Source organism: Streptomyces sp. NPDC052396, from assembly GCF_044593195.1.
Taxonomy (GTDB): Bacteria; Actinomycetota; Actinomycetes; order Streptomycetales; family Streptomycetaceae; genus Streptomyces.
In genome coordinates, this window is the sequence record NZ_JBIUAW010000002.1 from 467,273 (window position 1) to 490,060 (window position 22,788).

The 22,788-nt window shown below is 70.4% G+C and carries 23 protein-coding genes and 1 riboswitch; of the genes, 17 read left to right on the forward strand and 6 right to left on the reverse strand.

All coding sequences use genetic code 11. From position 1 onward, the window contains the following. Positions 1–163 precede the first annotated feature (163 nt). Genes glyA through gcvT form a run of 3 tightly spaced genes read right to left on the reverse strand, consistent with a single transcriptional unit; the run spans position 164 to position 3,013 of the window. A complete protein-coding gene (gene glyA / locus ACIHFE_RS07200; protein ID WP_400104810.1) occupies positions 164–1,426 on the reverse strand; it encodes a serine hydroxymethyltransferase in 1,263 nt (420 codons plus the stop codon). A 39-nt stretch (positions 1,427–1,465) separates the two neighbouring features. Further along, complete coding sequence (gene gcvH, locus ACIHFE_RS07205) at positions 1,466–1,843, reverse strand: glycine cleavage system protein GcvH (RefSeq protein ID WP_400104811.1); 378 nt, start codon at positions 1,841–1,843, stop codon at positions 1,466–1,468. Positions 1,844–1,897: 54 nt separating this feature from the next. Continuing rightward, positions 1,898–3,013 (reverse strand): glycine cleavage system aminomethyltransferase GcvT, encoded by a 1,116-nt coding sequence (gene gcvT, locus ACIHFE_RS07210; RefSeq protein ID WP_400104812.1) that lies wholly within the window; start codon positions 3,011–3,013, stop codon positions 1,898–1,900. A 138-nt stretch (positions 3,014–3,151) separates the two neighbouring features. After that, a riboswitch (glycine riboswitch) is annotated at positions 3,152–3,243 on the reverse strand. A 221-nt stretch (positions 3,244–3,464) separates the two neighbouring features. Here gcvT and ACIHFE_RS07215 point away from each other — a divergent pair. The 9 genes from ACIHFE_RS07215 (at position 3,465) to ACIHFE_RS07255 (ending at position 13,612) form a co-directional block, all read left to right on the forward strand. Then, a complete protein-coding gene (locus tag ACIHFE_RS07215; protein ID WP_400104813.1) occupies positions 3,465–4,196 on the forward strand; it encodes an enhanced serine sensitivity protein SseB in 732 nt (243 codons plus the stop codon). Between the two features lie 99 nt (positions 4,197–4,295). Then, the gene (locus ACIHFE_RS07220) at positions 4,296–5,075 is read left to right on the forward strand and encodes an enhanced serine sensitivity protein SseB C-terminal domain-containing protein (RefSeq protein ID WP_400104814.1); all 780 of its coding nucleotides are present in this window, start codon (positions 4,296–4,298) and stop codon (positions 5,073–5,075) included. Between the two features lie 240 nt (positions 5,076–5,315). Continuing rightward, positions 5,316–6,308 (forward strand): ABC transporter permease, encoded by a 993-nt coding sequence (locus ACIHFE_RS07225; protein WP_400104815.1) that lies wholly within the window; start codon positions 5,316–5,318, stop codon positions 6,306–6,308. Positions 6,309–6,381: 73 nt separating this feature from the next. Then, positions 6,382–8,151 carry an ABC transporter substrate-binding protein gene (locus ACIHFE_RS07230; RefSeq protein WP_400104816.1) on the forward strand — a complete coding sequence of 590 codons (1,770 nt, stop codon included), beginning with the start codon at positions 6,382–6,384 and terminating at the stop codon, positions 8,149–8,151. Between the two features lie 113 nt (positions 8,152–8,264). Beyond that, complete coding sequence (locus ACIHFE_RS07235; RefSeq protein ID WP_400104817.1) at positions 8,265–9,263, forward strand: ABC transporter permease; 999 nt, start codon at positions 8,265–8,267, stop codon at positions 9,261–9,263. Continuing rightward, positions 9,260–10,339 carry an ABC transporter ATP-binding protein gene (locus ACIHFE_RS07240; RefSeq protein WP_400104818.1) on the forward strand — a complete coding sequence of 360 codons (1,080 nt, stop codon included), beginning with the start codon at positions 9,260–9,262 and terminating at the stop codon, positions 10,337–10,339. Before ACIHFE_RS07235 ends, ACIHFE_RS07240 begins: the two co-directional genes overlap by 4 nt. 11 nt (positions 10,340–10,350) lie before the next feature. Continuing rightward, a complete protein-coding gene (locus tag ACIHFE_RS07245; RefSeq protein ID WP_400104819.1) occupies positions 10,351–11,382 on the forward strand; it encodes an ABC transporter ATP-binding protein in 1,032 nt (343 codons plus the stop codon). Positions 11,383–11,457: 75 nt separating this feature from the next. Continuing rightward, positions 11,458–12,885, forward strand: a complete 1,428-nt coding sequence (locus ACIHFE_RS07250; RefSeq protein WP_400104820.1) for a M1 family metallopeptidase — start codon at positions 11,458–11,460, stop codon at positions 12,883–12,885. 61 nt (positions 12,886–12,946) lie between these two features. Then, entirely contained in the window at positions 12,947–13,612 is a 666-nt protein-coding gene (locus ACIHFE_RS07255) for a trimeric intracellular cation channel family protein (protein WP_400104821.1), read from the forward strand. A gap of 34 nt (positions 13,613–13,646) precedes the next feature. Here ACIHFE_RS07255 and ACIHFE_RS07260 read toward each other — a convergent pair whose 3' ends face one another. Further along, positions 13,647–14,087, reverse strand: coding sequence for a carboxymuconolactone decarboxylase family protein (locus ACIHFE_RS07260; protein ID WP_400104822.1), 441 nt, complete (start codon positions 14,085–14,087; stop codon positions 13,647–13,649). Between the two features lie 87 nt (positions 14,088–14,174). Here ACIHFE_RS07260 and ACIHFE_RS07265 point away from each other — a divergent pair, with 87 nt between their 5' ends. Together ACIHFE_RS07265 and mnmA are read left to right on the forward strand one after the other, a co-directional pair. Then, positions 14,175–15,344 carry a cysteine desulfurase family protein gene (locus ACIHFE_RS07265; protein ID WP_400104823.1) on the forward strand — a complete coding sequence of 390 codons (1,170 nt, stop codon included), beginning with the start codon at positions 14,175–14,177 and terminating at the stop codon, positions 15,342–15,344. A 56-nt stretch (positions 15,345–15,400) separates the two neighbouring features. After that, positions 15,401–16,555: a tRNA 2-thiouridine(34) synthase MnmA gene (gene mnmA / locus ACIHFE_RS07270; protein WP_400104824.1), complete on the forward strand. Its 1,155-nt coding sequence runs from the start codon at positions 15,401–15,403 to the stop codon at positions 16,553–16,555. A gap of 30 nt (positions 16,556–16,585) precedes the next feature. Here the strand turns inward: mnmA and ACIHFE_RS07275 are convergent, their stop codons facing one another. Continuing rightward, positions 16,586–17,146, reverse strand: a complete 561-nt coding sequence (locus ACIHFE_RS07275) for a Uma2 family endonuclease (protein WP_400104825.1) — start codon at positions 17,144–17,146, stop codon at positions 16,586–16,588. Between the two features lie 274 nt (positions 17,147–17,420). On the opposite strand from ACIHFE_RS07275, the gene ACIHFE_RS07280 reads away from it, so the two are divergent. Next, positions 17,421–18,077 carry a hypothetical protein gene (locus tag ACIHFE_RS07280; RefSeq protein WP_400104826.1) on the forward strand — a complete coding sequence of 219 codons (657 nt, stop codon included), beginning with the start codon at positions 17,421–17,423 and terminating at the stop codon, positions 18,075–18,077. Next, the gene (locus ACIHFE_RS07285) at positions 18,070–18,945 is read left to right on the forward strand and encodes a hypothetical protein (protein ID WP_400104827.1); all 876 of its coding nucleotides are present in this window, start codon (positions 18,070–18,072) and stop codon (positions 18,943–18,945) included. Before ACIHFE_RS07280 ends, ACIHFE_RS07285 begins: the two co-directional genes overlap by 8 nt. Before the next feature lie 60 nt (positions 18,946–19,005). Here the strand turns inward: ACIHFE_RS07285 and ACIHFE_RS07290 are convergent, their stop codons facing one another. Beyond that, a complete protein-coding gene (locus ACIHFE_RS07290; RefSeq protein WP_400104828.1) occupies positions 19,006–19,404 on the reverse strand; it encodes a nuclear transport factor 2 family protein in 399 nt (132 codons plus the stop codon). Between the two features lie 89 nt (positions 19,405–19,493). Between ACIHFE_RS07290 and ACIHFE_RS07295 the strand changes: the two genes are divergently transcribed. The 4 genes from ACIHFE_RS07295 to ACIHFE_RS07310 all read left to right on the forward strand — a co-directional run bounded on the left by ACIHFE_RS07295 (position 19,494) and on the right by ACIHFE_RS07310 (position 22,764). Continuing rightward, on the forward strand, positions 19,494–20,027 hold the full coding sequence (locus ACIHFE_RS07295; RefSeq protein WP_400104829.1) for a TIGR00730 family Rossman fold protein: 534 nt from the start codon (positions 19,494–19,496) through the stop codon (positions 20,025–20,027). Positions 20,028–20,087: 60 nt separating this feature from the next. After that, positions 20,088–20,777, forward strand: coding sequence for an SDR family oxidoreductase (locus ACIHFE_RS07300; RefSeq protein ID WP_400104830.1), 690 nt, complete (start codon positions 20,088–20,090; stop codon positions 20,775–20,777). A gap of 23 nt (positions 20,778–20,800) precedes the next feature. After that, positions 20,801–21,235 carry a MarR family winged helix-turn-helix transcriptional regulator gene (locus ACIHFE_RS07305; protein ID WP_400104831.1) on the forward strand — a complete coding sequence of 145 codons (435 nt, stop codon included), beginning with the start codon at positions 20,801–20,803 and terminating at the stop codon, positions 21,233–21,235. A gap of 116 nt (positions 21,236–21,351) precedes the next feature. Then, positions 21,352–22,764 (forward strand): DHA2 family efflux MFS transporter permease subunit, encoded by a 1,413-nt coding sequence (locus tag ACIHFE_RS07310; protein ID WP_400104832.1) that lies wholly within the window; start codon positions 21,352–21,354, stop codon positions 22,762–22,764. The last annotated feature ends 24 nt before the right edge of the window (positions 22,765–22,788 follow it).

Below are 22,788 nucleotides of genomic sequence, written 5' to 3' on the forward strand. Positions count from 1 at the left end.
GCAGCTCCTTGCGAAATCGGGGGTGGTGCGGGGAGGGGAGGGAGTGCCCGCACTTCAGTGTGCGTGATGCGGGCGGATTTATGCCGTTGGGCGGCCGTGATACGGGGCACCCCGCCCACCTGTCAGTGTGCGTGATGCCCCGTACCGGAGGGTTAACCCGGGGTTACTTCAGGCCGGGGTACAGCGGGTGCTTGTCGGCCAGCGCCGTGACCCGGGCGCGCAGCGCCACCGCGTCATAGGCCGGCTTGAGCGCCTCGGCGATGATGTCGGCGACCTCGCGGAAGTCCTCCGCCTGGAAGCCGCGGGTGGCCAGCGCCGGGGTCCCGATGCGCAGACCCGAGGTGATCATCGGGGGGCGCGGGTCGTTGGGGATGGCGTTGCGGTTGACGGTGATGCCGACCTCGTGGAGGCGGTCCTCCGCCTGCTGGCCGTCCAGCTCGCTGTTGCGCAGGTCGACCAGGACCAGGTGGACGTCGGTGCCGCCGGACAGCACGGAGACGCCGGCCTCCTTGGCGTCGTCCTGGACCAGGCGCTCGGCCAGGATCCGGGCGCCCTCCAGGGTGCGGCGCTGGCGGTCCTTGAACTCCTCGGTGGCCGCGACCTTGAAGGCGACCGCCTTGGCGGCGATCACATGCTCCAGCGGACCACCCTGCTGACCGGGGAAGACCGCGGAGTTGATCTTCTTGGCCAGTTCGGCGGTGGACAGGATCACACCGCCGCGCGGGCCGCCCAGGGTCTTGTGGGTGGTGGTGGTCACCACATGGGCGTGCGGCACCGGGGAGGGGTGCAGCCCGGCGGCCACCAGACCCGCGAAGTGGGCCATGTCCACCATCAGGTAGGCGCCCACCTCGTCCGCGATCCGGCGGAAGGCGGCGAAGTCCAGCTGGCGCGGGTAGGCGGACCAGCCGGCCACGATCAGCTTCGGGCGGTGCTCCTTGGCGAGCCGCTCGACCTCCTCCATGTCGACCAGGTTGGTCTTCTCGTCCACGTGGTAGGCGACCACGTTGTAGAGCTTGCCGGAGAAGTTGATCTTCATGCCATGGGTGAGGTGCCCGCCGTGGGCGAGGTTCAGACCCAGGATGGTGTCACCGGGGGAGAGCAGGGCGAACATGGCGGCCGCGTTGGCCTGGGCGCCGGAGTGCGGCTGGACGTTCGCGTGCTCGGCGCCGAACAGCGCCTTGATCCGGTCGATGGCGATCTGCTCGACGACGTCGACGTGCTCGCAACCGCCGTAGTAGCGGCGGCCCGGGTAGCCCTCGGCGTACTTGTTGGTGAGGACCGAGCCCTGGGCCTCCATGACCGCGACCGGAGCGAAGTTCTCCGAGGCGATCATCTCGAGGGTGGACTGCTGGCGGTGGAGTTCGGCGTCGACAGCGGCGGCGACGTCGGGGTCGAGCTCATGGAGGGAGCTGTTCAGCAGAGACATGAGTTCTTCCTGGACTTCCTGGGCGGGAGGCGGACGGAATCAGCCGGCGAAGTCGGTGTACTCGTCGGCGGAGAGGAGGTCCGCCGGCTCGTCGGTGACCTTCACCTTGAACAGCCAGCCGCCCTCGAAGGGGGCGGAGTTCACCAGCGCCGGGTCGTCCACCACGTCCTGGTTGGCCGCGACCACCTCGCCCGTGACGGGGGAGTAGAGGTCGCTGACCGACTTGGTGGACTCCAGCTCGCCACAGGTCTCGCCCGCGGTGACCGTGTCGCCCACCGCGGGGAGCTGGGCGTAGACCACGTCACCGAGCGAGTTGGCCGCGAACTCGGTGATACCGACCGTGGCGACGCCGTTCTCGTCGGCGGCCGACAGCCACTCGTGCTCCTTGCTGTAGCGCAGCTGCTGGGGGTTGCTCATGGGTTGATTCTCCTGTACGTGCGGGTGTGCTGGTGAACGGGGCTTGGCCTGGGGTCAGCGCGAACGCTTGTAGAAGGGCAGGGCCACCACCTGGTACGGCTCGTGGCTGCCGCGGATGTCCACCGCCACGCCCTCGGTGCCGGGCGCCGCGTGGGCCGCGTCCACATAGGCGATGGCGATGGGCTTGCCGAGGGTGGGGGAGGGGGCGCCGGAGGTCACCTCACCGATGATCTCGCCGCCCGCGACTACCTGATATCCGGCGCGCGGAACGCGGCGGCCGTCCGCCACCAGGCCGACCAGCTTGCGCGGCGGGGCCGTCTCGGCCCGCTCGGCGGCCTCCTGGAGCGCCGCCCTGCCCACGAAGTCGCCGGGCTTGTCGAACTTCACCACCCGGCCCAGGCCCGCGTCGAAGGGCGTGGTGGCGGTGGTCAGCTCATTCCCGTACAGCGGCATGCCCGCCTCCAGGCGCAGGGTGTCCCGGCAGGACAGCCCGCAGGGCGCCAGACCGGCCTCGGCGCCCGCCTCGGTCAGTGCCTGCCAGAGCTTCTCGGCGTCGGCCGGGGAGACAAACAGCTCGAAGCCGTCCTCGCCGGTGTAGCCGGTGCGGGCGATCAGCGCGTCCACGCCCGCCACGGTGCCGGGCAGGCCCGCGTAGTACTTCAGGCCGTCCAGATCGGCGTCGGTGAGCGACTTGACGATGGCGGGGGAGGCCGGGCCCTGGACGGCGATCAGCGCGTAGTTCTCGCGGTCGTCACGGACAGCGGCGTCGAAGCCGGCGGCGCGCTCGGTGAGGGCGTCCAGCACGGTCTGGGCGTTGGAGGCGTTGGCCACCACCATGAACTCCTGCTCGCCCAGGCGGTAGACGATCAGGTCGTCCAGGATGCCGCCGCGCTCGTCGCAGATCATGGTGTAGCGGGCGCGGCCCACGGCCAGCACGGAGAGGTGGCCGACCAGGGCGTGATCCAGGGCCTCGCCGGCCTGCGGGCCGGTGAGGGTGATCTCGCCCATGTGCGAGAGGTCGAAGAGCCCGGCGCGGGTGCGTACCGCCTGGTGCTCATCGCGCTCGCTGCCGTAGCGCAGCGGCATCTCCCAGCCGGCGAAGTCGGTCATGGTGGCGCCCAGCGCGCGGTGCAGCGCGTCAAGGGCAGTGCGGCGGGGGACAGCGGTCATCATCGGGCTCCCGGGCAGACGTCGCGAGGATCGGCCTCCCCATCTGTCATCGGAACCTGAGAGGTTCACCAAGAGCCCGGGGGCCTCGGCTTGCACCTTGGGTGGGGCCGCGCAGGCGGCCCGCTTTTCAGATCTGCCTCATCGCACGCGGTACGGGGCCTGAGAGATTCAAGGGAGGGACTTGCTCCTTCGGCGCCCGGTGCGACCCGGGACTCTCCCGCGCGGATTCGAGCGGCCGGTATGCAGTTGTGCCGGTTGGCGCGCACATCATTGCACGTATGGGTGGCCCATGGATCGTCTGTGCGTTGTGAATTTGGCCGCGGGTGGGTGGGGCCGGCCGCGTCCACGCGGCGGAACCGCATGGTGCAGCCGTCCCGCGCCCCTTGGGGGGCGCGGCATCCGTTATCGTGCGGGCGTCTGAACGCAACAACGCGCACGGGGTGGGACAGCGATGACTTGGCCGGGGAACGAACTGGAGCGGACGTTCGCGGCAGCCGTCGGCGCGCCCGACGCCGGCCCGCGCATCGTCGACGCCCTCGGCCGCGCCCATCTGTGGATACCCCTGCCGGGCGGCGGCGGACCGGACAGCCGTGAACTGGACCTGCCCACCGTGGAACTCGGCGGTGCCGCCTTTGTCCCGGTGTTCAGCTCCGAGCAGGAGTTCCGGCGGGTGGCCGGTGAGCAGATGCCCTATGCGGTCGCCCCCGCCGTGGAGTTCGCCCGCGGGCTGCCCCCGCAGGTCGGCATCGTGGTCAATCACGAGGGAACGGTCACCGTGCCCCTGCCGCCGGCCGCCGTGGCCGAGCTGTGCCGGGCCGGCCGGGTACGGCTGCCCGGCGAGCCCAACGGCGGCCGGGTGCGGCTGCGCGAGCCCGACTGGCAGGAGGAGCCCACCGGCTTCCTGGCCGCCGCCGGGCTGGAGTTCGCCGGCATCCAGATGGTGCGCACCGCCCGCCGGGCGCTGGCCGAGGTCGAGTGCGAGGCGCCCGCGCTGTTCGTCGGCGTCGAACTCGACCTGCCCGACGACGCCTCCCGGGCCGCCGCCCTGGAGGCGGTGGGCCGGGCCCTGGGCGCGGCCCCGGTGCCCTGGCCGGTGCAACTGGTCTTTCTGGATGTGGCCCAGGACCCGGTCGCGGAGTGGCTGCTGGGCCGGGTCCGTCCGTTCTACGACCGTGACCGGTGACCGCGCCACAGGCAGCGCACGCCTCGTAAGCTGGAGGGACTCAACGGCCCGGACGGGGCCGAGGGACCCGGAAACGGCCGGAAGAAGAGGCGGAATCAGGTGAGCGCGGGCGCGGAGGGCGGCGTGGAGCAGGTGCTGCGCCAAGTGGCGCCCGGGCGGTACGAGACCTATGAGGCACTGCTGCACGCCATAGCCGAGGACCGGCTGTGGCTGCTGCTGTGGCACGGCCAGGCCGGCTCCCCGGACGCCCAGTACGGCAACATGGAGGTGGACGGCCTGGGTTACGCCCCCTGTGTCACCTCCGCCGCCGAACTGGCCGCCAGCGGCTGGAACCGCGCCCATGAGGTCGTCCCCGGCCGCCGGCTGGCCGCCTCGCTCTATCCCGGCCACTGGGGCCTGTGGCTCAACCCGCACGCCCCGGGCGGCGGAGTGGGCATCCCCTGGCTCGATCTGCGCCGTATCGCCGGCGGCCTGGACCGGCTGCCCGCCGGGCCGCTGCAGTTGAGCGAACCCACCACCGAGACCGGGGACGCCGGGCGGTTCTACGCCCTGCTCACCCAGCACGCCCAGCGCACCCCGGCGGTGCGGGCGCTGCGCCGCGCCTGGGTGCGTCCGGCGCTGGGCGCCCCGTACCTGGCCATTGGGCTGGATCTGTACGACGGCTCCCAAGCCACCGTGGAAGCCGTGCAGTTGATGATGCGTCAGGCGATTGACGCGGTGCCGGACGGGGTGCCGGTGTCCACCGTGGCGATGTCGGACGACTATGACCCGGTGGTGATGTGGATGCGGGTCAACGCCGCTCCCTTCTACGACCGGCAGGGGCACGGCGGAGCCGTGCCGGTGCCCGGTTATGGCTATCCGCACCAGCCTTCCCACTAGGACTTGTCCGGATAACGGAATCCCCTTCCGCACATCACGGTTGCGCATCCATTGGTTGCCGGGTCTGGCGGGTGATCGCTAACGCGTTGAAGACTCCCGCTCCAAGGACCCGTCGGTCCGGTACGACCTGCTCCGCGTGAACGTCCCGCACTACCGCACCACTTGCACCAGTGATGTGAACCAGCCGCTGTCAGCGGTCAGGCGTGCGCCGGCCCTGCGCCGGTTGAGAGGGGTCCCACGATGACGGCACCGTTGCCCGAGACCAGTCCGGCCGATCCGATGGACGTCGTCGGCGACGCACCCGCCAAGGCCATCGAGGGACGCTCTCCCTGGCGGATCTCCTGGATGCGCCTCAAGCGCGACAAATGGGCGCTGGGTGGCGGGGCGGTGGTCCTGCTGCTGATCCTGTTGGCGGTCTTCGCGCCGGTGATCGTGCATCTGCTGGGGCATCCGCCCAATGACTTCCACGAGGACCGGATCAACGCCTTCGACGGCATGCCCAAGGGCTCCTGGGGCGGTATCAACTCGGACTTCCTGTTCGGAGTTGAGCCCACCAACGGCCGGGATGTGTTCAGCCGGGTGGTCTACGGGGCGCGGGTCTCGCTGCTGGTGGCCTTTCTGTCCGCCGTGGTGGCGGTGGCCATCGGCACCGTCTTCGGCATCATCGCCGGCTACTTCGGCGGCTGGGTCGACTCGCTGATCAGCCGGGTGATGGACGCCCTGCTGGCCTTCCCCCAGCTGCTGTTCATCATCGCGCTGATCTCGGTGGTGCCCAACGAGCTGTGGGGGCTGAGCGGTTCGGGCGTGCGGATGGCCGTACTGATCGCGGTGATCGGTTTCTTCGGCTGGCCCTATGTGGGCCGCATTGTGCGCGGCCAGACCCTCTCGCTGCGGGAGCGCGAGTATGTGGAGGCGGCGCGCAGCCTGGGCGCGGGGCGGCGCTACATCCTCTTCCGGGAGCTGCTGCCCAACCTGGTGGCGCCGATCACCGTGTACGCCACCCTGATGATCCCCACCAATGTGCTCACCGAGGCCGCGCTGAGCTTCCTGGGCGCCGGGGTCAAGGCACCCACCGCCTCCTGGGGGCAGATGCTCTCCCGGGCCGTACAGACCTATGAGGGCGACCCCATGTTCATGATCATCCCGGGGGTCGCCATCTTCGTCACCGTGCTGGCGTTCAACCTCCTCGGCGACGGCATCCGCGATGCCCTGGACCCGAAGGGTTCCCGCTAGCCCCGCTGCGTACCAACTCACCCGTTTCCCCGGCCGATTTGATCGGCCAGGTCACCACGGAGGTCGCGACATCTTGGCAACGCAAGGAAACTCCAGGCGCAGACTGACCGCCACGGCGGCGCTGGTCGCGGCGGCACTGATCGGTGTCGCGGGCTGTGGCGGCGGCAAGGGCGGCAGCAAGAGCGACGGCAAGGCCCCCGGCTTCAACGCGGGCATCAACAAGATCGCCAGCCAGTCCACCAAGAAGGGCGGTGAGCTGAAGTTCATCTCCACCCAGGACGCCGACTCCTGGGACCCGCAGCGCGGCTACTACGGCTTTATGTGGGACTTCGCCCGCTTCTACACCCGCACCCTGATCACCCCCAAGACGGCGCCCGGTGCGGACAGCACCAATCTGGTGCCCGATATGGCCACCGACACCGGACAGGTCTCGGCCGACAAGAAGACCTACACCTTCCACTTGCGTGACGGTCTGACCTGGGAGGACGGCAAGCCCGTCACCGCCCAGGACATCAAGTACGGCATTGAGCGCACCTGGGCCCAGGACAAGATCTCCGGCGGCCCGACCTGGCTGATGCAGGTGCTGGACCCCGGCAAGGAGTACAAGGGGCCCTACAAGGACACCAGCAAGGACAAGCTGGGGCTGAAGCCCGTCGAGACGCCGGACGCCAAGACCGTCATCTTCCATCTGCCCAAGCCCAATGGTGACTTCCTGCAGATGCTGGCCCTGCCGGCGGCCGCGCCGGTGCGGCCGGACATGGACACCGGGGAGAAGTACGGACTGCACCCCTTCTCCAACGGGCCCTACAAGTTCTCCTCCTACCAGCCCAACAAGAACCTGGAGCTGGTCCGCAACGACAAGTGGAACCAGAGCTCCGACCCGCTGCGCAAGGCGCTTCCGGACAAGGTCAGCGTCAAGCTCACCACCAACGCCGATGACATGGACAGCCGTCTGATCAATGGCGAGTACGACCTGGACCTCGCCGCCACCGGCATGGGCTCGGCCGGCCGCCAGAAGGCCATGCAGTCCGACAAGGCCAACCTGGACAACCCGCAGACCGGCTTTATCCGCTTCGCCGCCTTCCCCAAGTCGGTGGCCCCCTTCGACAACGAGCACTGCCGCAAGGCGGTCATCTACGCCGCCGACCACACCTCGCTGCAGACCGCGCGCGGCGGCCCCGAGGCGGGCGGCGACATCGGCACCAGCATGCTGCCGCCGGCCGTCAAGGGCTATGAGGCGAGCTACGACCCGTACAACCTCAAGCAGGGCAAGCCCGATGAGGCCAAGGCCAAGGAGGAGCTCAAGGCCTGCGGCAAGGAGAACGGCTTCAAGACCACCATCGCGGTGCGCAACAACAAACAGCAGGAGATCAACACCGCCGAGTCGATGCAGGCCGCGCTGAAGAAGGTCGGCATCGACGCGCAGATCGACCAGTACGACGGCGCCCAGTCCACCGGCATCGTCGGCTCGCCCAAGAACGTCAAGGCCAAGAACTACGGCATCATCATCTTCGGCTGGGGCTCCGACTTCCCCAGCGGCCAGGGTTTCCTCCAGCCGCTGGCGGACGGCCGGTTCATCGAGCAGAGCGGCAACCAGAACTACCCCGAGCTCGACGACCCCGCGATCAACAAGCTCTTCGACCAGGGCATCGCGGAGAACGACCCGGTCAAGGCCGGGACGATCTACGAAGAGGCCAACAAGAAGGTGATGGAGGGCGCCTGGTACCTGCCCTTCACCTACGAGAAGAACATCATCTGGCGCAGCTCCCGGCTGACCAATGTCTACACGGCCGACTCCTACAACGGCCGCTATGACTATGTCTCGTTGGGCGTCACCAAGTGATCCTCCGTCCGCTCCAGGCGCACCCGCCGCTGAGCCCGAAGGGCAGGTGAGGGCCGAGTGCGGTGGCCCGGGGGGCCGCTCAAGGCACCCCGGGCCCCGCCGGGCCGACCGCAGTGTTCGCTTACATCGTCCGGCGGCTGTTCGCCGTCATCGTGATGCTGCTGGTGGTCACCCTGGTGACCTTCGGCATCTTCTTCGCCATCCCCAAGCTCACCGGATCCGATCCCGCCGCGCTCTATGTGGGCAAGCAGGCCGACCCGGCGACCATCGAGGGCATCCGGCAGAAACTCGGGCTCGGTGACCCGATCCTGGTGCAGTTCTGGCACTTTGTCTCCGGCATCTTCGCCGGCCGGGACTACACCGGCGGCGGGACCAGCGATCACTGCCCGGCTCCCTGCTTCGGCTACTCCTTCCGCACCGAACAGGCCGTCTGGCCGGTGCTCACCGACCGGCTGCCGGTCACCCTCTCGCTGGCCGGCGGCGCCTGTGTGATCTGGCTGCTGGCCGGAGTGAGCGCCGGGGTGGTCTCCGCGCTCAAGCGCGGCACCAAGATCGACCGGGCCGCCATGGTGACCGCGCTGGCCGGGGTCTCGCTGCCCATCTACTTCACCGCGCTGCTGGCGCTCGCCCTCTTCAACAACCAACTCGGCTGGACCAAGGCCGAGTACACCCCCTTCGGCGATGACCCGGGCGCCTGGTTCAGCGGGCTGATCCTGCCCTGGATCACCCTGGCCTTCCTCTATGCCGCCATGTACGCCCGGCTCACCCGGGCCACCATGCTGGAGGTGCTGGGCGAGGACTACATCCGCACCGCCCGCGCCAAGGGCCTCACCGAACGGGTGGTGATCGGCAAGCACGCCATGCGCTCCACCATGACCCCGGTGCTCACCATCCTGGGCATGGACCTGGGCGCCCTGGTCGGCGGCGCCATCCTCACCGAGACCGCCTTCAGCCTGCCGGGCCTGGGCCAGGCGGCGGTCACCGCCATCAGCAACCGGGACCTGCCGCTGATCCTGGGCGTGGTGCTGATCGCGGCCACCGCCGTGGTGGTCGCCAACCTGGTGGTGGACCTGCTGTACGCCGTGATCGACCCCCGAGTGAGGCTCTCGTGACCACGCCCGTGACCGACGCGGCCGAAGCCGCCGCCACCGCCTATCTGGACGTCCGCGACCTGCGCATCCACTTCCCCACCGACGACGGGCTGGTGAAGTCGGTGGACGGGCTCTCCTTCCAGCTGGACAAGGGCCGCACGCTGGGCATCGTCGGTGAGTCCGGCTCCGGGAAGTCGGTCAGCTCGCTGGGCATCATGGGCCTGCACACCGTCGGCCAGTACGGCCGGCGCAAGGCCCGGATCAGCGGTGAAATCCACTTCGACGGGCGGGAGTTGCTCACCGCGGACCCCGACGAGGTGCGGCGGCTGCGCGGCCGCGAGATGGCGATGATCTTCCAGGACCCGCTGTCCGCCATGCACCCCTACTTCACCATCGGCCACCAGATCGCCGAGGCGTACCGCACCCACCACCAGGTGGACAAGAAGGCGGCCCGCAAACGCGCCGTGGAGATGCTCGACCGGGTCGGCATCCCCCAGCCCGACCGCCGGGTGGACGACTACCCGCACCAGTTCTCCGGCGGGATGCGCCAGCGCGCCATGATCGCCATGGCGCTGGTCAACAACCCCAGCCTGCTGATCGCCGACGAGCCCACCACCGCCCTGGATGTCACCGTGCAGGCCCAGATCCTGGACCTGATCCGCGACCTGCAGAAGGAGTTCGGCTCCGCGGTCATCGTGATCACCCATGACCTGGGGGTGGTGGCCGAACTGGCCGATGACATCCTGGTGATGTACGGCGGCCGCTGCGCCGAGCGCGGGCCGGCCGAGCAGGTCTTCTACCAGCCCCAGCACCCCTACACCTGGGGGCTGCTGGGCTCCATGCCGCGCATCGACCGCGCGCAGACCGAACGGCTGATCCCGGTCAAGGGCTCCCCGCCCAGCCTGATCAATGTGCCCTCCGGCTGCGCCTTCAACCCCCGCTGCCCGTACGCCGACAAGCCGGAGGGCGGGGTGACCCGCACCCGCCGGCCCGAACTCGCCCCGGTGCCCGGCCAGGAGAAGCACTACTCCGCCTGCCACCTGCCGCACGAGGAGCGGACGCGGATCTGGACCGAAGAGATTGCGCCCAAGCTGTGAAGGATCAAGAGATGAGCGTCCCCCGGCAGCGGACCGAGACCCTTCTGAAAGTGGACGGCCTGGTCAAGCACTTCCCCATCCAGAAGGGGCTGTTGCGGCGCCAGGTGGGCGCGGTGCACGCCGTGGACGGACTGAGCTTCGACGTCCGCGCGGGGGAGACCCTGGGCGTGGTGGGCGAGTCCGGCTGCGGCAAGTCCACCATGGGCCGGCTGGTCACCCGGCTGCTGGAACCCACCGGCGGCACCGTGGAGTTCGAGGGCCGGGACATCTCCCATCTCGGCGTGGGCGCCATGCGGCCGCTGCGCCGCGACATCCAGATGATCTTCCAGGACCCCTACTCCTCGCTCAACCCCCGGCACACCGTGGGCACCATCGTCGGCGCCCCGTTCCGGCTGCAGGGCATCACCCCCGAGGGCGGGGTGAAACGGGAGGTACAGCGGCTGCTGGAGCTGGTGGGCCTCAACCCCGAGCACTACAACCGCTATCCGCACGAGTTCTCCGGCGGCCAGCGCCAGCGCATCGGCATCGCCCGCGCGCTGGCCCTCAAGCCCCGGCTGGTGGTGGCCGACGAACCGGTCTCCGCCCTGGATGTCTCCATCCAGGCCCAGGTGGTCAATCTGCTGGACGACCTCCAGGACGAACTCGGCCTGACCTATGTCATCATCGCCCACGACCTATCCGTGATCCGTCATGTCTCGGACCGCATCGCGGTGATGTACCTGGGCAAGCTGGTGGAACTGGCGGACCGCCAGGCGCTGTACGACAAGCCCATGCACCCCTACACCAAGGCACTGCTGTCCGCGGTGCCGGTGCCCGACCCCAGGCGGCGGGCCAAGCGGGAGCGCATTCTGCTCAAGGGCGATGTCCCCTCGCCGATCTCCCCGCCGGCCGGCTGCCGCTTCCACACCCGCTGCTGGAAGGCCACCGAGGTGTGCAAGCAGCAGGAGCCGCCGCTGCTCGCCCTGGCGGCGGGGCACCAGGTGGCCTGCCACCATCCGGAGAACGCGCCCCAGGCCAATTCCACCCCGGAGAAGGAGAGTTGAGAGGGACATGGGCATGAGGTGACGGGAGAGGGGGCAGATTCCGCACGTCCAACGAACGCCTTCGAAGGGACGTCGATGAGACCCGCACCCTCCCGTTCACCTGGATCGCGCTCCACCAGAATCCTGGCCATCGCCGTGGCGATGGCCTCGGCCTGTGTGATCTCGGCCGCCCCCGCCGGCCGCCACCATCCCACCCCCGGCGCGCCCGGCATCGGCGACTCCTACTTCCCCGGACTGGGCAACGGCGGCTTCAAGGTGGCCCACTACGACCTGGACATCGGCTACGCCCCCGACAGCGGGCGGCTGGACGGCCGCACCACCGTGCACGCCCGGGCCACCCAGGACCTGTCCGCCTTCGATCTGGACCTCCAGCAGCTGACCGTCAGCTCGGTCCAGGTGAACGGCCGGCGGGCTGACTTCACCCGCAAGGGAGACGAACTGCTCATCACCCCACGGCACTTCATCCCCAAGGGACGCTCCTTCACCACCACCGTCACCTATGGCGGCATACCCCAGCCGCTCAGCGGCCCCATTGTCTTCGGCTCCAAGTACGGCTGGATGAAGACCAGGACCGGCGTCTTCGTGGCCTGTGAGCCCAACGCCGCCTCCACCTGGTTCCCGTCCAGCGACCACCCTTCCGAGAAGGCCACCTTCGACATCACGGTCAAGGCGCCCAAGGGCCTGACCGCGGTCTCCAACGGACGGCTGGTCTCCACCCGGACCCGGGGCGCCAGTACCGTCACCCACTGGCGGGAGAGCCGGCCCATGGCCACGTACCTGGCCACCGCCACCATCGGCAAGCTGGATGTGCGCACCGGCCGCACCCCCGGCGGCATCCCGGTCTACACCGCCATCGACCCCACGCTGCCCAATAGGAACCACACCGATGTCTTCGCGCTGACCTCCGAGATCACCGACTACTGGTCCAAGGTCTTCGGCCCGTATCCCTTCGAGGAGACCGGCGCCATCGTCGATGACATGCCCGACGCGAGCTTCTCGCTGGAGGTCCAGTCCAAGCCGGTCTACTCGGCCATCCGGGGCGAGACCACCATCGCCCATGAGCTGGCCCACCAGTGGTTCGGCGACTCGGTCTCGGTGGCGCACTGGAAGGACATCTGGCTCAACGAGGGCTTCGCCACCTACGCCCAGTGGCTCTGGGACGAACACAAGGGCCGCCGCAGCGCCCATGATTCCTTCCGGCGTTACTACGACTCCGTCAAGTCGGACGATCCCTTCTGGAAGATCGATGTGGCCGACCCCCAGCGGGACACCATGTTCTCCGGCGCGGTCTACGGCCGTGGGGCCATGGCCCTGCAGGCGCTCCGGGAGCGGATCGGCGACCAGGCGTTCTTCCGGCTGCTGCCGGCGTGGACCAGCCGGCACCGTTATGGCAATGCGAGCGTCGGCCAGTTCATCGCGCTCGCCGAGCAGGTCTCCGGGCAGCGGCTGGGTGATCTCTTCCACACCTGGCTGTCCCAGCCCGGCAAGCCGGCGCTGAGCTAGGCGGGGCCCGGGCGGCCCCGGGCAGGACCTGAGGACTGTCCGCCACGCGTAAGAATGTCGGGTGCTCTCCGATCTGTTCAGTCCCTCCGTCCAGCACTGGCTCGACATCGCCGGGATCTTCGTCTTCGCCATGTCGGGCGCGCTGCTGGGCGTGCGCAAGAACTTCGATGTCTTCGGCATGGCGGTGCTGGCCGAGGTCACCGCGCTGGGCGGGGGGCTGTTCCGGGATCTGGTCATCGGCGCGGTGCCGCCGGCCGCCTTCAGTGACCTGGGTTACTTCCTCACCCCGCTGCTGGCCACCCTGATCGTTTTCTTTCTGCACCCCGAGGTGGAGCGGATCACCACCGCGGTGGGGGTCTTCGACGCGGCCGGCCTCGGCCTGTTCTGCGTCACCGGCACGGTCAAGGCGTACTCCCATGGCCTGGGCCTGACCCAGTCCGCCACCCTGGGGCTGGCCACCGCGGTGGGCGGCGGCGTACTGCGCGACGTCCTCGCCCATGAGGTCCCCTCGCTGCTGCGCTGGGACCGCGACCTGTATGCCGTGCCGGCCATGGTGGGCGCGGCCATCGCCGCGGTGATGATCCGCTTCCATGTCCTGCACGGGCCGACCAACGCCTTCCCCGTGCTGACCGCCTTCCTGCTGCGGCTGCTGGCCATGCGGTTCAACTGGCGGGCCCCCAGGGCCTGGCACCGGCGCAGCCGGGTGGTGGAGGTGGAGAAGGTCTGACCGGGGCGCCCGCCACCGGGCGCCCGCCCGGAGGTCACTTGCCGACCGGCAGCAGCCCCCGCTCCGCGAACACCTTCTTGGCCACAAAGGTGGCATTGAGCGCCTTGGGGATACCGCAGTAGACCGCCGAGTGCAGCAGGGCCTCCACGACCTCCTCCGGCGTCAGCCCCACATTCAGCGCCCCGTTCACATGCACCTCGACCTGCGGCTCGCACCCGCCCAGCGCCGTCAGCATGCCGAGGGTGACCAGCTGCCGGTCGCGCGGTGCCAGCCCGGGGCGGTCATAGATCTCGCCGAAGGCCCAGGAGATGATCTGGTTGCCCAGCTCCGGGTTGATATCGGCCATGGCGTCCACCACCCGCTGCCCGGCCTCCCCGTCCACCTGCCGGAGCACCTCCAGGCCACGCTCGAAGCGCGCCTGCCGGGCCTTGTCCAGGTCGTTGCTCAGGTCGTTCTCGTTGATCGCGTCGTTCATGGGAAAGACGCTAGGTGCTAGAGCTCACTCCAACGCAAACCCACCGGGGACTGGCCGGAGACACCGGCTCGTAGAATCGTGCGCACCATGGCCTACCTCGACCACGCCGCCACCACTCCGATGCTCCCGGAGGCGGTGCAGGCGATGACCGCCCAGCTCACCGTCGCCGGAAACGCCTCCTCCCTGCATGCCGCGGGGCGCCGGGCGCGCCGCACCGTCGAGGAGGCCCGCGAATCCCTCGCGGCCTCGCTCGGCGCCCGCCCCAGCGAGGTGGTGTTCACCGCGGGCGGCACCGAGGCGGACAACCTCGCCGTCAAGGGCCTGTACTGGGCACGGCGGGCCGCCGACCCGGCCCGCACCCGGGTGCTGGCCAGCCCGGTGGAGCACCACGCGGTGCTGGACGCGGTGCACTGGCTGGCCGAGCACGAGGGCGCCACGGTCGAGTACCTGCCCGTGGACGGCTACGGCCGGGTGCACCCGGACGCGCTGCGCGAGGCGGTCGAGCGCAACCCCGGCGATGTCGCCCTGATCACCGTGATGTGGGCCAACAACGAGATCGGCACCGTGCTGCCGGTGCGCCAACTCGCCGAGGTGGCCGCCGAGTTCGATATCCCGATGCACGCCGACGCGGTGCAGGCCGTCGGCCAGCTGGAGGTGGACTTCGCCGCCTCCGGCCTGGCCGCCATGACGGTCAGCGGCCATAAGATCGGCGGCCCCTATGGCATCGGCGCCCTGCTGCTGGGCCGGCAGTACGAGCCGGTGCCGCTGCTGCACGGCGGCGGCCAGGAGCGTCAGGTGCGCTCCGGCACCCTGGATGTGCCCGCCATCGCCGCCTTCGCGGTGGCCGGGGTGCTGGCCGCCGAGCGCCGCGCGGACTTCGCCCGGGAGATCGGGGCGCTGCGCGACCAACTGATCGAGGGCGTCCGGGCCGCGGTGCCCGACGCCGTGCTGGGCGGCGACCCGGACCCGGCCGGCCGGCTGCCCGCCAACGCCCACTTCTCCTTCCCCGGCTGTGAGGGCGACTCCCTGCTGTTGCTGCTGGACGCCCTGGGCATCGAGTGCTCCACCGGCTCCGCCTGCACCGCGGGCGTCGCCCAGCCCAGCCATGTGGTCCTGGCCACCGGCACCGACCGTGACCTGGCCCGGGGCACCCTGCGCTTCTCGCTGGGCCACACCTCCACCGAGGCGGACATACGGGCGGTGACCGAGGCCATCGGCCCGGTGGTGGAACGGGCCCGGGGCGCCGGCCTGAGCTGAGCGGCACCGGTGCCCCGCGGAACGCGGTCCGCGCGGCCCCGTACCCTGGAGGGACCATGACTGACTTCCCTGGTGCCCCCGACCCGCTGGCCCCCCGCGACGGGAAGCGGCTGCGCGTCCTCGCCGCCATGTCCGGCGGCGTCGACTCCGCCGTGGCCGCCGCCCGAGCGGTCGAAGCGGGCCATGAGGTGACCGGTGTCCACCTGGCCCTCTCCGCCAACCCGCAGTCCTTCCGCACCGGCGCCCGTGGCTGCTGCACCATCGAGGACTCCCGCGACGCGCGCCGCGCCGCCGATGTCATCGGCATCCCCTTCTACTGCTGGGACCTGGCGGACCGCTTCCGCGAGGACGTGGTGGAGGACTTCATCGCCGAGTACCAGGCCGGCCGCACCCCCAACCCCTGCCTGCGCTGCAACGAGAAGATCAAGTTCGCCGCGCTGCTGGACAAGGCGCTCGCGCTGGGCTTCGACGCGGTCTGCACCGGCCACTACGCCACCGTCGTGGTCAACGAGGACGGCACCCGAGAGCTGCACCGCGCCTCCGACATGGCCAAGGACCAGTCCTATGTGCTGGGCGTCCTGGACGAGAAGCAGCTGGCCCACGCCATGTTCCCGCTCGGCGACACCCTCACCACCAAGGAGGAGATCCGCGCGGAGGCGGAGCGCCGGGGCCTGGCGGTGGCCAAGAAGCCGGACAGCCACGACATCTGCTTTATCGCCGACGGCGACACCCAGGGCTTCCTGGCCAAGCGGCTGGGCAAGGCGGAGGGCGACATCGTCGACGAGTCCGGCACCAAGATCGGTACACATGAGGGCGCGTACGGCTTCACCATCGGCCAGCGCAAGGGCCTGCGGATCGGCCACCCGGCGCCGGACGGCAAGCCGCGCTATGTCCTGGACATCTCCCCGGTGAACAACACCGTCACCGTCGGCCCCGCCGAGTCGCTGAGCGTCTCCGGGCTGACCGCGATCCGGCCCCGCTGGTGCGGCGCGGCCCCCTCCGGTCCGGGCGAGTACACCGCGCAGCTGCGGGCCCATGGCGGCGAGACCGCGGTCACCGCCGAACTGACCGGCGACGAGCTGAAGGTCTCCTTCGCCGAGCCGGTGCGCGGGGTCGCCCCCGGCCAGGCGATCGTCCTCTACGACGGCACCCGGGTGGTCGGCTCGGCGACCATCTCGGCCACCGAGCGGGCGGGGGCCCTCAGCGGCTGACGGCCGGCCCGCCGCACCGCAGCGTGGGTTTCAGTAGGCGTAGAGCGCCGAGGTGTCGAGGGTGGTGTTGAGCGGTTCGCCGAGGGTGATGGGATCGCCGAACTTGCTTTCCACGCGGCCACGGTAGTGGTCGCCGCTGGGGAGCGAGTGGAGCAGGCATTCGCCCTTGAGAGGGTTGACGATCAGGTACAGCGGGATCCCGGCCTGGGCGTACTTCCGTAGTTTGCGGCGGGTGTCGTTTTCCGGATTGGACTCGGAGACGACCTCCACCATGAGGATGACTTCCTCGGCGGGGAACTGCCTGAGCTGATTGCCCCGGTAGGAGGGATCGGCGACGGAGATGTCGGGCCGGACGATCGTCTTGCCGCGCCAGCCCTCATACAGGGTGTCGACTTCTGTCATGACGCACCAGTGCGCCAGGAGTTGGGCACCGATGGCCATGACCATCTGTCCGTGCGCGCTGGTAACCACGGTCTCGAAGTAGACCTCTCCGTCGATCATCTCGGCGTGGTAGTCCGGGAAAGCCGCGTCGAGCTCCTCGAACTTCCGCATCTCCTCAGTCGTCACCGGGCGCTCCAGTTGCGTGGTCATGGTGTGCCCTCCCCTTGGGTCCTGGTCGCTGCCAGGTTAGCGACGGTGGGCCAAGCCTGACCTGATGTGCGGGCGGGCGGGCATGCTTTCGTGTTCGCGGCACTCGATGGGGTGACAGGCGCTCCGCGCCATACGCAACGCGGGCCCACCGAGCGCCGGGGGCGCGCGGCGGCCGGGTGCGCTCCAGTCGGCCCGGCCCAAGGTGGTGACTGCCCGAATTCGGGTTGAAACACTGGGGATTGTGAGCGTTGGTACCCGGCAGGAAGGGTTTGCCATGCCGCCCGCCATCCACCTCCCCCCGCCGCCGGACCGCCCGGGCCTGCCCGAGCTTCCGCCGGTCGTCCACCCCGTGATCCATGAACTGCCCGCGCCGACGGCCGAAGAGCTGCCGGTGGCGGTCCTGACCGACGCCCATCACCGGGAGGAGGCCGCGCAGGGGCCCGATCTGCTGGCCGTGCTCCTCGCGGACGAGCGGGTGCGTGGCGCGCTCCAGGGGCACCGGTACGCCTTCCTGGGCGCGAGCACCACCGATGACGGCAAGGGCGGCGCCGCGCCCGCCGGCATCCTCGCCCTGCTGTACGACTACACGGCCGGACACGCCCTCGAAGTCACGGTGCACCGTGCCGAGTTGACCGTGACCGCGATCGCGGCGGGGGCGGGGCAGCCCGCGCTGTCCACCGTGGAGACCGAGCGGGCCGTGGCCCTGGCCCGGGCGCACCCCGCGACCGCCCCGCGGCTGGCGGCCGGCTTCGTCCCCATGGTGCTGCTCACCAGCGATGTCGGGGAGGGCGACCGGCACCATGGCCGCCGCCGGGCCTATGTCGGCTTCGGACCGCCCGGTGAACGCCTGCCCCGGGTGCGGGTGATCGTGGATCTGGGCGAGGAGCGGGTGGTGGAGACGGACGCCGGGGGAGGGTGCTGCGATGAGTGAGTCAGGGCGGGTGTCCTGGCCCGCCGGCCGGCCGCTGTGGACCTTCGACTGGCGGCTGGCCGACGCGCCGGACGAGGAGGGGATCGTCATCTCGGGGGCCGCCTACCGGGGGCACCAGGTGTTCGCCAAGGCGAGCCTGCCGTCGCTGCGGGTGCAGTACGACCAGGACGCCTGCGGTCCGTACAAGGACCCGCTCAACTACGACAACTCCCATCCCACCCAGCGCTGTCCGGGCCGGCGGGTGTGTGTCTACTCCTACGCGGGCGGCGGGCAGCAGGCGCTGACCGTGGAGTCGTACCACACCATCGGCGCCTACCGGCTGACGCACCGGTGGGTGTTCTGGTCCAACGGGGTGGTGATGCCACGGCTGTTCAGCGCGGGGCTGCAGTGCCCCTTCGACCACCGCCACCACATCTACTGGCGGTTCGACTTCGACATCGACGGGCCGGCGCGCGATCTGCTCCTGGAGTACAACTCCTATGGCGCGGACGAGGGGTGGGGGCGCGGCTGGCATCCATTCCGCCAGGAGACCCGCCGGGTGAAGAACGCCCGGTCACGGCGCGCCTGGGCGGCCGTGGACATGGACAGCGGCCGCGGCTACTACCTGCTGCCCGGGCCCAACGACGGTACGGCGGACGCCTTTTCCACCGGGGATCTATGGCTGCTGCGCTACCACGCGGCGGAGGACCGGCACGGACGGCAGGGCAGCGCGGCGGGCGACGGGCTGGACGCGTATCTCAACGGGGAGGACGTCTATGGCCAGGACCTGGTGGCCTGGTACTGCGGCCACCTGTTCCACCGGGTGAACGACGCCGGGCACGACTGGCACGCGGTGGGGCCGGACCTGGTGCCGGTGGGGCCCTGGTGAGTGTGGGTACGCCCGGAGGGCCCGCGGCGGAACGGGTTCCGCCGCGGGCCGTGGCGCGGCTCAGGAGCCGCCGAAGGCGCGGGCCAGGGCGAGGCTGTCCTCATAGACCACATAGCGGGTGATCTTCCCGTCCACGACGGTGAAGCGGAAGGCGAAGGGGGAGTCGAAGACCAGCCCGTTGGCCTTCACCTTCTGCCGCATATGGCCGAGGGCCACGGCATCCTCCCCGTCGACGAATATCTTCGTCACGGTGAACTCCAGCGGTTCCAGGTACTTGGGCAGCGTCCGGAAGAACTCGACGGCCTCGGCCCCGGTCGAGCGCTTGCCGATCCAGGGCACATCCTCCGAGCCGTACACATCCAGGTCCACCTCGTCCGCGAACAGCTCACCGAGGCCGGCGATGTCGCCGTTGCCGACGCGGCGGTAGAACTCGTCTATGACGGTGCGGGTGTTGCTCATGGCACTCCTCGAACAGGCGGGACCGGTACGAGGGTGGGGAGCGCCGCGGAGGTGCCGGCTATTCCCCGTGGCCGCGTAACCTCACCCCCATGAACATCACCGTCTTCTGCTCCGCCGCCGACCTCGACGCCCGGTACACCGTCCCCGCCCGGGAGTTCGCCGGGATGATCGGCAAGGGCGGCCACACCATGGTGTGGGGCGGCTCGGAGAGCGGGCTGATGAAGGTGATGGCGGACGGCGTGCAGGCCAACGGCGGCCGTCTGGTGGGGGTTTCGGTGGAGTTCCTGCGGGACAAGGCCCGGGTGGACGCCGACGAGATGGTGATCGCCAGGGACTTGGCGGAACGTAAGGCGGAGCTGCTGGCGCGCGGGGACGCCATCGTGGTCATGGTGGGCGGCACCGGGACGCTGGACGAGGCGACCGAGATCCTGGAACTGAAGAAGCACGGGCTGCATGAGAAGCCGGTGGTGCTGCTGAACACGGCCGGGTTCTACGACGGTCTGCGGCAGCAGTTCCAGCGGATGGAGGCGGAGGGTTTCCTGCCGCGCCCGCTGGCCGAGCTGGTGTTCTTCGCGGAGGACGGGGCGGGGGCGCTGGCCTGGCTGGAGTCGGCCACGTCCTGACCGTCGCCCTCGTCCGGGGGCACCGCATCGCGCCCGGCAAGGTAGGGCAAGCTGTACCGCATGGCTACACATGTGATCACCGGAGCCGGATCCGGCATTGGGGAGGCGGTCGCCGAGCGGCTGCTGGAGCGCGGGGACGAGCTGTGGCTGTTCGCCCGGGACGCGGGGCGGGCCAAGGAGCTGGCGACGCGGTTCCCCGGGGCCCGTACGCTCGTCGCGGACCTGGGCAACCCGGACCGGCTGTCCTGGGCGCTGGGCCACCAGACGCTGCCCGAGCGGGTGGACTCGCTGCTGCATATCGCGGGGGTCGTGGACCTCGGCGGGGTGGGCGAGCTGACGCCCAGGACCTGGAACTCCACGCTGGCCGTCAACCTGGTCTCGCCGGCCGAGCTGACCCGGCTGCTGCTGCCGCAACTGCGGGTCTCGCGCGGGCATGTGGTGTTCGTCAACTCCGGTGCCGGACTGAACGCGGGCCCCAACTGGGGTGCTTACGCGGCCAGCAAGCACGGGCTGAAGGCGCTGGCCGACTCGCTGCGGGGCGAGGAGCATGCCAACGGGGTGCGGGTGACCAGTGTGTACCCGGGGCGCACGGCCACCGCCATGCAGGCCAAGGTGCACCAGCAGGAGGGCAGGGAGTACGACCCGGAGCGGTGGATCGACCCGCGGTCGGTGGCGTCGACCATTCTGCTGGCCATCGACCTGCCACGGGACGCCGAGATCAACGATATGACGGTCCGGCCGGGCCGCTGAACCGGCGACGTAGGCTGAGTGGCATGAGCAGCGCAACGGACACCGCCGCGGCGGGGACCTCGGTCCGGGACATCCGGCTCCTGGTCAATGAGCTGGGCAAGCGGATGGACGCGCACCGGCGCAGCCGGGTCGCCGAGTTCGATCTGACCCTCACCCAGGCCAACGCCCTGGAGGAGCTGGCGGATCCCAAGACGGCCCGGGAGCTGGCGGCGGTGCTCAGCTGCGAGCCGCCCAATGTGACCTATGTGATGGACAAGCTGGAGAAGCGCGGTCTGGTGGTGCGCGAGCCGCATCCGCAGGACCGGCGGGCCAAGCAGCTGGTACTGACCGAGGCGGGGCGCCGGTTGCGGCTGGAGCTGCTGAGGCGGATGGCGCAGGACTCGCCGCTGGACCACCTCTCCGGGGCGGACCTGGGGGAGTTGCGCGAGCGGCTGTTCAGGGCGCTGGCCGGATCCTGACGGCGGCGGCGTCCAAAGGCCCCCGGGGCATCGTCCCGGGGGCTTTTGCATAGCCTGAGTAAAGTTCGAGCTGTAACTATTGTTGCTGTAATCGATACAACTATAACTTCTTTTGCATGATCGCTGAGACCCGTACCCCGGTGGCCGACACCACCGCCGCCCCCGCACGCCTGGGGCTCCAACTCCCGGCGCTGGCCCTGGGCTTTGTGATGGCCACCCTGGACACCACCATCGCCAATGTGGCGGGCCCCTCGCTGCGCTCCGGCCTGGGCATGTCGCTCTCCGGGCTCACCTGGGTGATGAGCGGCTACGTCCTGGCCTTCGCCTCGCTGCTGCTGCTGGCCGGCTCGCTGGCCGGGCGCCATGGGGCGCGGCGGGTGTACCTGGCGGGGCTGGGGCTGTTCACCGCCGCCTCGGTGCTGTGCGCCGCGGCGCCGGTGGCCGGGGTGCTGGTCGCGGCGCGGCTGCTGCAGGGCGCGGGCGCCGCACTGTTCATGCCCAGCTCGCTGACGCTGCTGCTGGCGGCCTTCCCCGACAGCCGGGAGCGGGCCAGGGTGCTGGGACTGTGGTCGGCGATCGTGTCCACGGCGGCGGGCGTCGGCCCGGCGCTGGGCGGGGCGCTGGTCGGCGCCTTCGGCTGGCGGTCCATCTTCCTGATCAACCTGCCGGTGGGACTGGCCGGCCTGGTGCTGGCGCGCCGTCATGTGACCGAGGTGCCCGGCCGGCCCGGGGCGCTGGGGGTCGGCGGGCACGCGCTGGGCCTGCTCGCCCTGGCCGGCCTCAGCTATGGGCTGATCCAGGGCCCGGAGGCGGGCTGGACCTCCCCGGTGGTGCTGGGCTCGCTGGCGGTGGCGGTGCTGGCGGCGGTCGCCTTCGGGGCGCGGGAGCGCCGCTCGGCGCAGCGGATCGTGCCCGCCGAGCTGATCGCCGACTCCCGCTTCCGGGCGGCCGGTCTGATCGGGTTCCTGTTCAACTTCGCGCTCTACGGCGGGATGTTCGCGCTGGCGCTGTTCTTCCAGCAGGCGCGCGGCGCCGGCCCCGTGGTGGCGGGCCTGGAGCTGCTGCCCGCCCAACTGGTCTGGCTGGTGGGCAATGTGCTCTACTCCCGGCTGGGGCGCCGCCTGGGCAACCGCACCGCGCTCACCGCCTCGCTGGGCCTGGCCGCGGCCGGCATGCTGGTCCTGGCCCTGACCATCTCCCCGGCCATGCCCTACTGGGTGATCGCGGTGCTCCTCGCCGTGATCAACCTGGGCGTCGGGGTGGCCTCGCCGGCCATGACCGGTGCCCTGATGGAGGCGGCCGGGCCCGCCCACGCCGGCATCGCCGGCGCCTCGCTCAACGCCAACCGGCAGATCGGCTCCCTGGTCGGCATCGCCGTGATGAGCGCCGTACTGAGCGGGACGAGCGGCTGGTACCCGGGCATCGCGATGGTCTTCGCCCTGATGACCGCCGCCTATGCGGCCGGTTCGCTGACCGGCCGGCTGGGGCTGCGCGCCGGGCACCGGGCGTCCGGAGTTCCGGAGTCCTGAACCCCTGCACCACCTGGCGGGGCG

What these genes read in the sequence shown, in the direction of transcription:
- glyA (WP_400104810.1), bottom strand. Translation starts at nt 1,426, where the DNA reads ATGTCTCTGCTGAACAGCTCCCTCCATGAGCTCGACCCCGACGTCGCC.
- gcvH (WP_400104811.1), bottom strand. Translation starts at nt 1,843, where the DNA reads ATGAGCAACCCCCAGCAGCTGCGCTACAGCAAGGAGCACGAGTGGCTG.
- gcvT (WP_400104812.1), bottom strand. Translation starts at nt 3,013, where the DNA reads ATGACCGCTGTCCCCCGCCGCACTGCCCTTGACGCGCTGCACCGCGCG.
- ACIHFE_RS07215 (WP_400104813.1), top strand. Translation starts at nt 3,465, where the DNA reads ATGACTTGGCCGGGGAACGAACTGGAGCGGACGTTCGCGGCAGCCGTC.
- ACIHFE_RS07225 (WP_400104815.1), top strand. Translation starts at nt 5,316, where the DNA reads ATGACGGCACCGTTGCCCGAGACCAGTCCGGCCGATCCGATGGACGTC.
- ACIHFE_RS07245 (WP_400104819.1), top strand. Translation starts at nt 10,351, where the DNA reads ATGAGCGTCCCCCGGCAGCGGACCGAGACCCTTCTGAAAGTGGACGGC.
- ACIHFE_RS07250 (WP_400104820.1), top strand. Translation starts at nt 11,458, where the DNA reads ATGAGACCCGCACCCTCCCGTTCACCTGGATCGCGCTCCACCAGAATC.
- ACIHFE_RS07260 (WP_400104822.1), bottom strand. Translation starts at nt 14,087, where the DNA reads ATGAACGACGCGATCAACGAGAACGACCTGAGCAACGACCTGGACAAG.
- ACIHFE_RS07265 (WP_400104823.1), top strand. Translation starts at nt 14,175, where the DNA reads ATGGCCTACCTCGACCACGCCGCCACCACTCCGATGCTCCCGGAGGCG.
- mnmA (WP_400104824.1), top strand. Translation starts at nt 15,401, where the DNA reads ATGACTGACTTCCCTGGTGCCCCCGACCCGCTGGCCCCCCGCGACGGG.
- ACIHFE_RS07275 (WP_400104825.1), bottom strand. Translation starts at nt 17,146, where the DNA reads ATGACCACGCAACTGGAGCGCCCGGTGACGACTGAGGAGATGCGGAAG.
- ACIHFE_RS07280 (WP_400104826.1), top strand. Translation starts at nt 17,421, where the DNA reads ATGCCGCCCGCCATCCACCTCCCCCCGCCGCCGGACCGCCCGGGCCTG.
- ACIHFE_RS07285 (WP_400104827.1), top strand. Translation starts at nt 18,070, where the DNA reads ATGAGTGAGTCAGGGCGGGTGTCCTGGCCCGCCGGCCGGCCGCTGTGG.
- ACIHFE_RS07290 (WP_400104828.1), bottom strand. Translation starts at nt 19,404, where the DNA reads ATGAGCAACACCCGCACCGTCATAGACGAGTTCTACCGCCGCGTCGGC.
- ACIHFE_RS07295 (WP_400104829.1), top strand. Translation starts at nt 19,494, where the DNA reads ATGAACATCACCGTCTTCTGCTCCGCCGCCGACCTCGACGCCCGGTAC.
- ACIHFE_RS07300 (WP_400104830.1), top strand. Translation starts at nt 20,088, where the DNA reads ATGGCTACACATGTGATCACCGGAGCCGGATCCGGCATTGGGGAGGCG.
- ACIHFE_RS07305 (WP_400104831.1), top strand. Translation starts at nt 20,801, where the DNA reads ATGAGCAGCGCAACGGACACCGCCGCGGCGGGGACCTCGGTCCGGGAC.
- ACIHFE_RS07310 (WP_400104832.1), top strand. Translation starts at nt 21,352, where the DNA reads ATGATCGCTGAGACCCGTACCCCGGTGGCCGACACCACCGCCGCCCCC.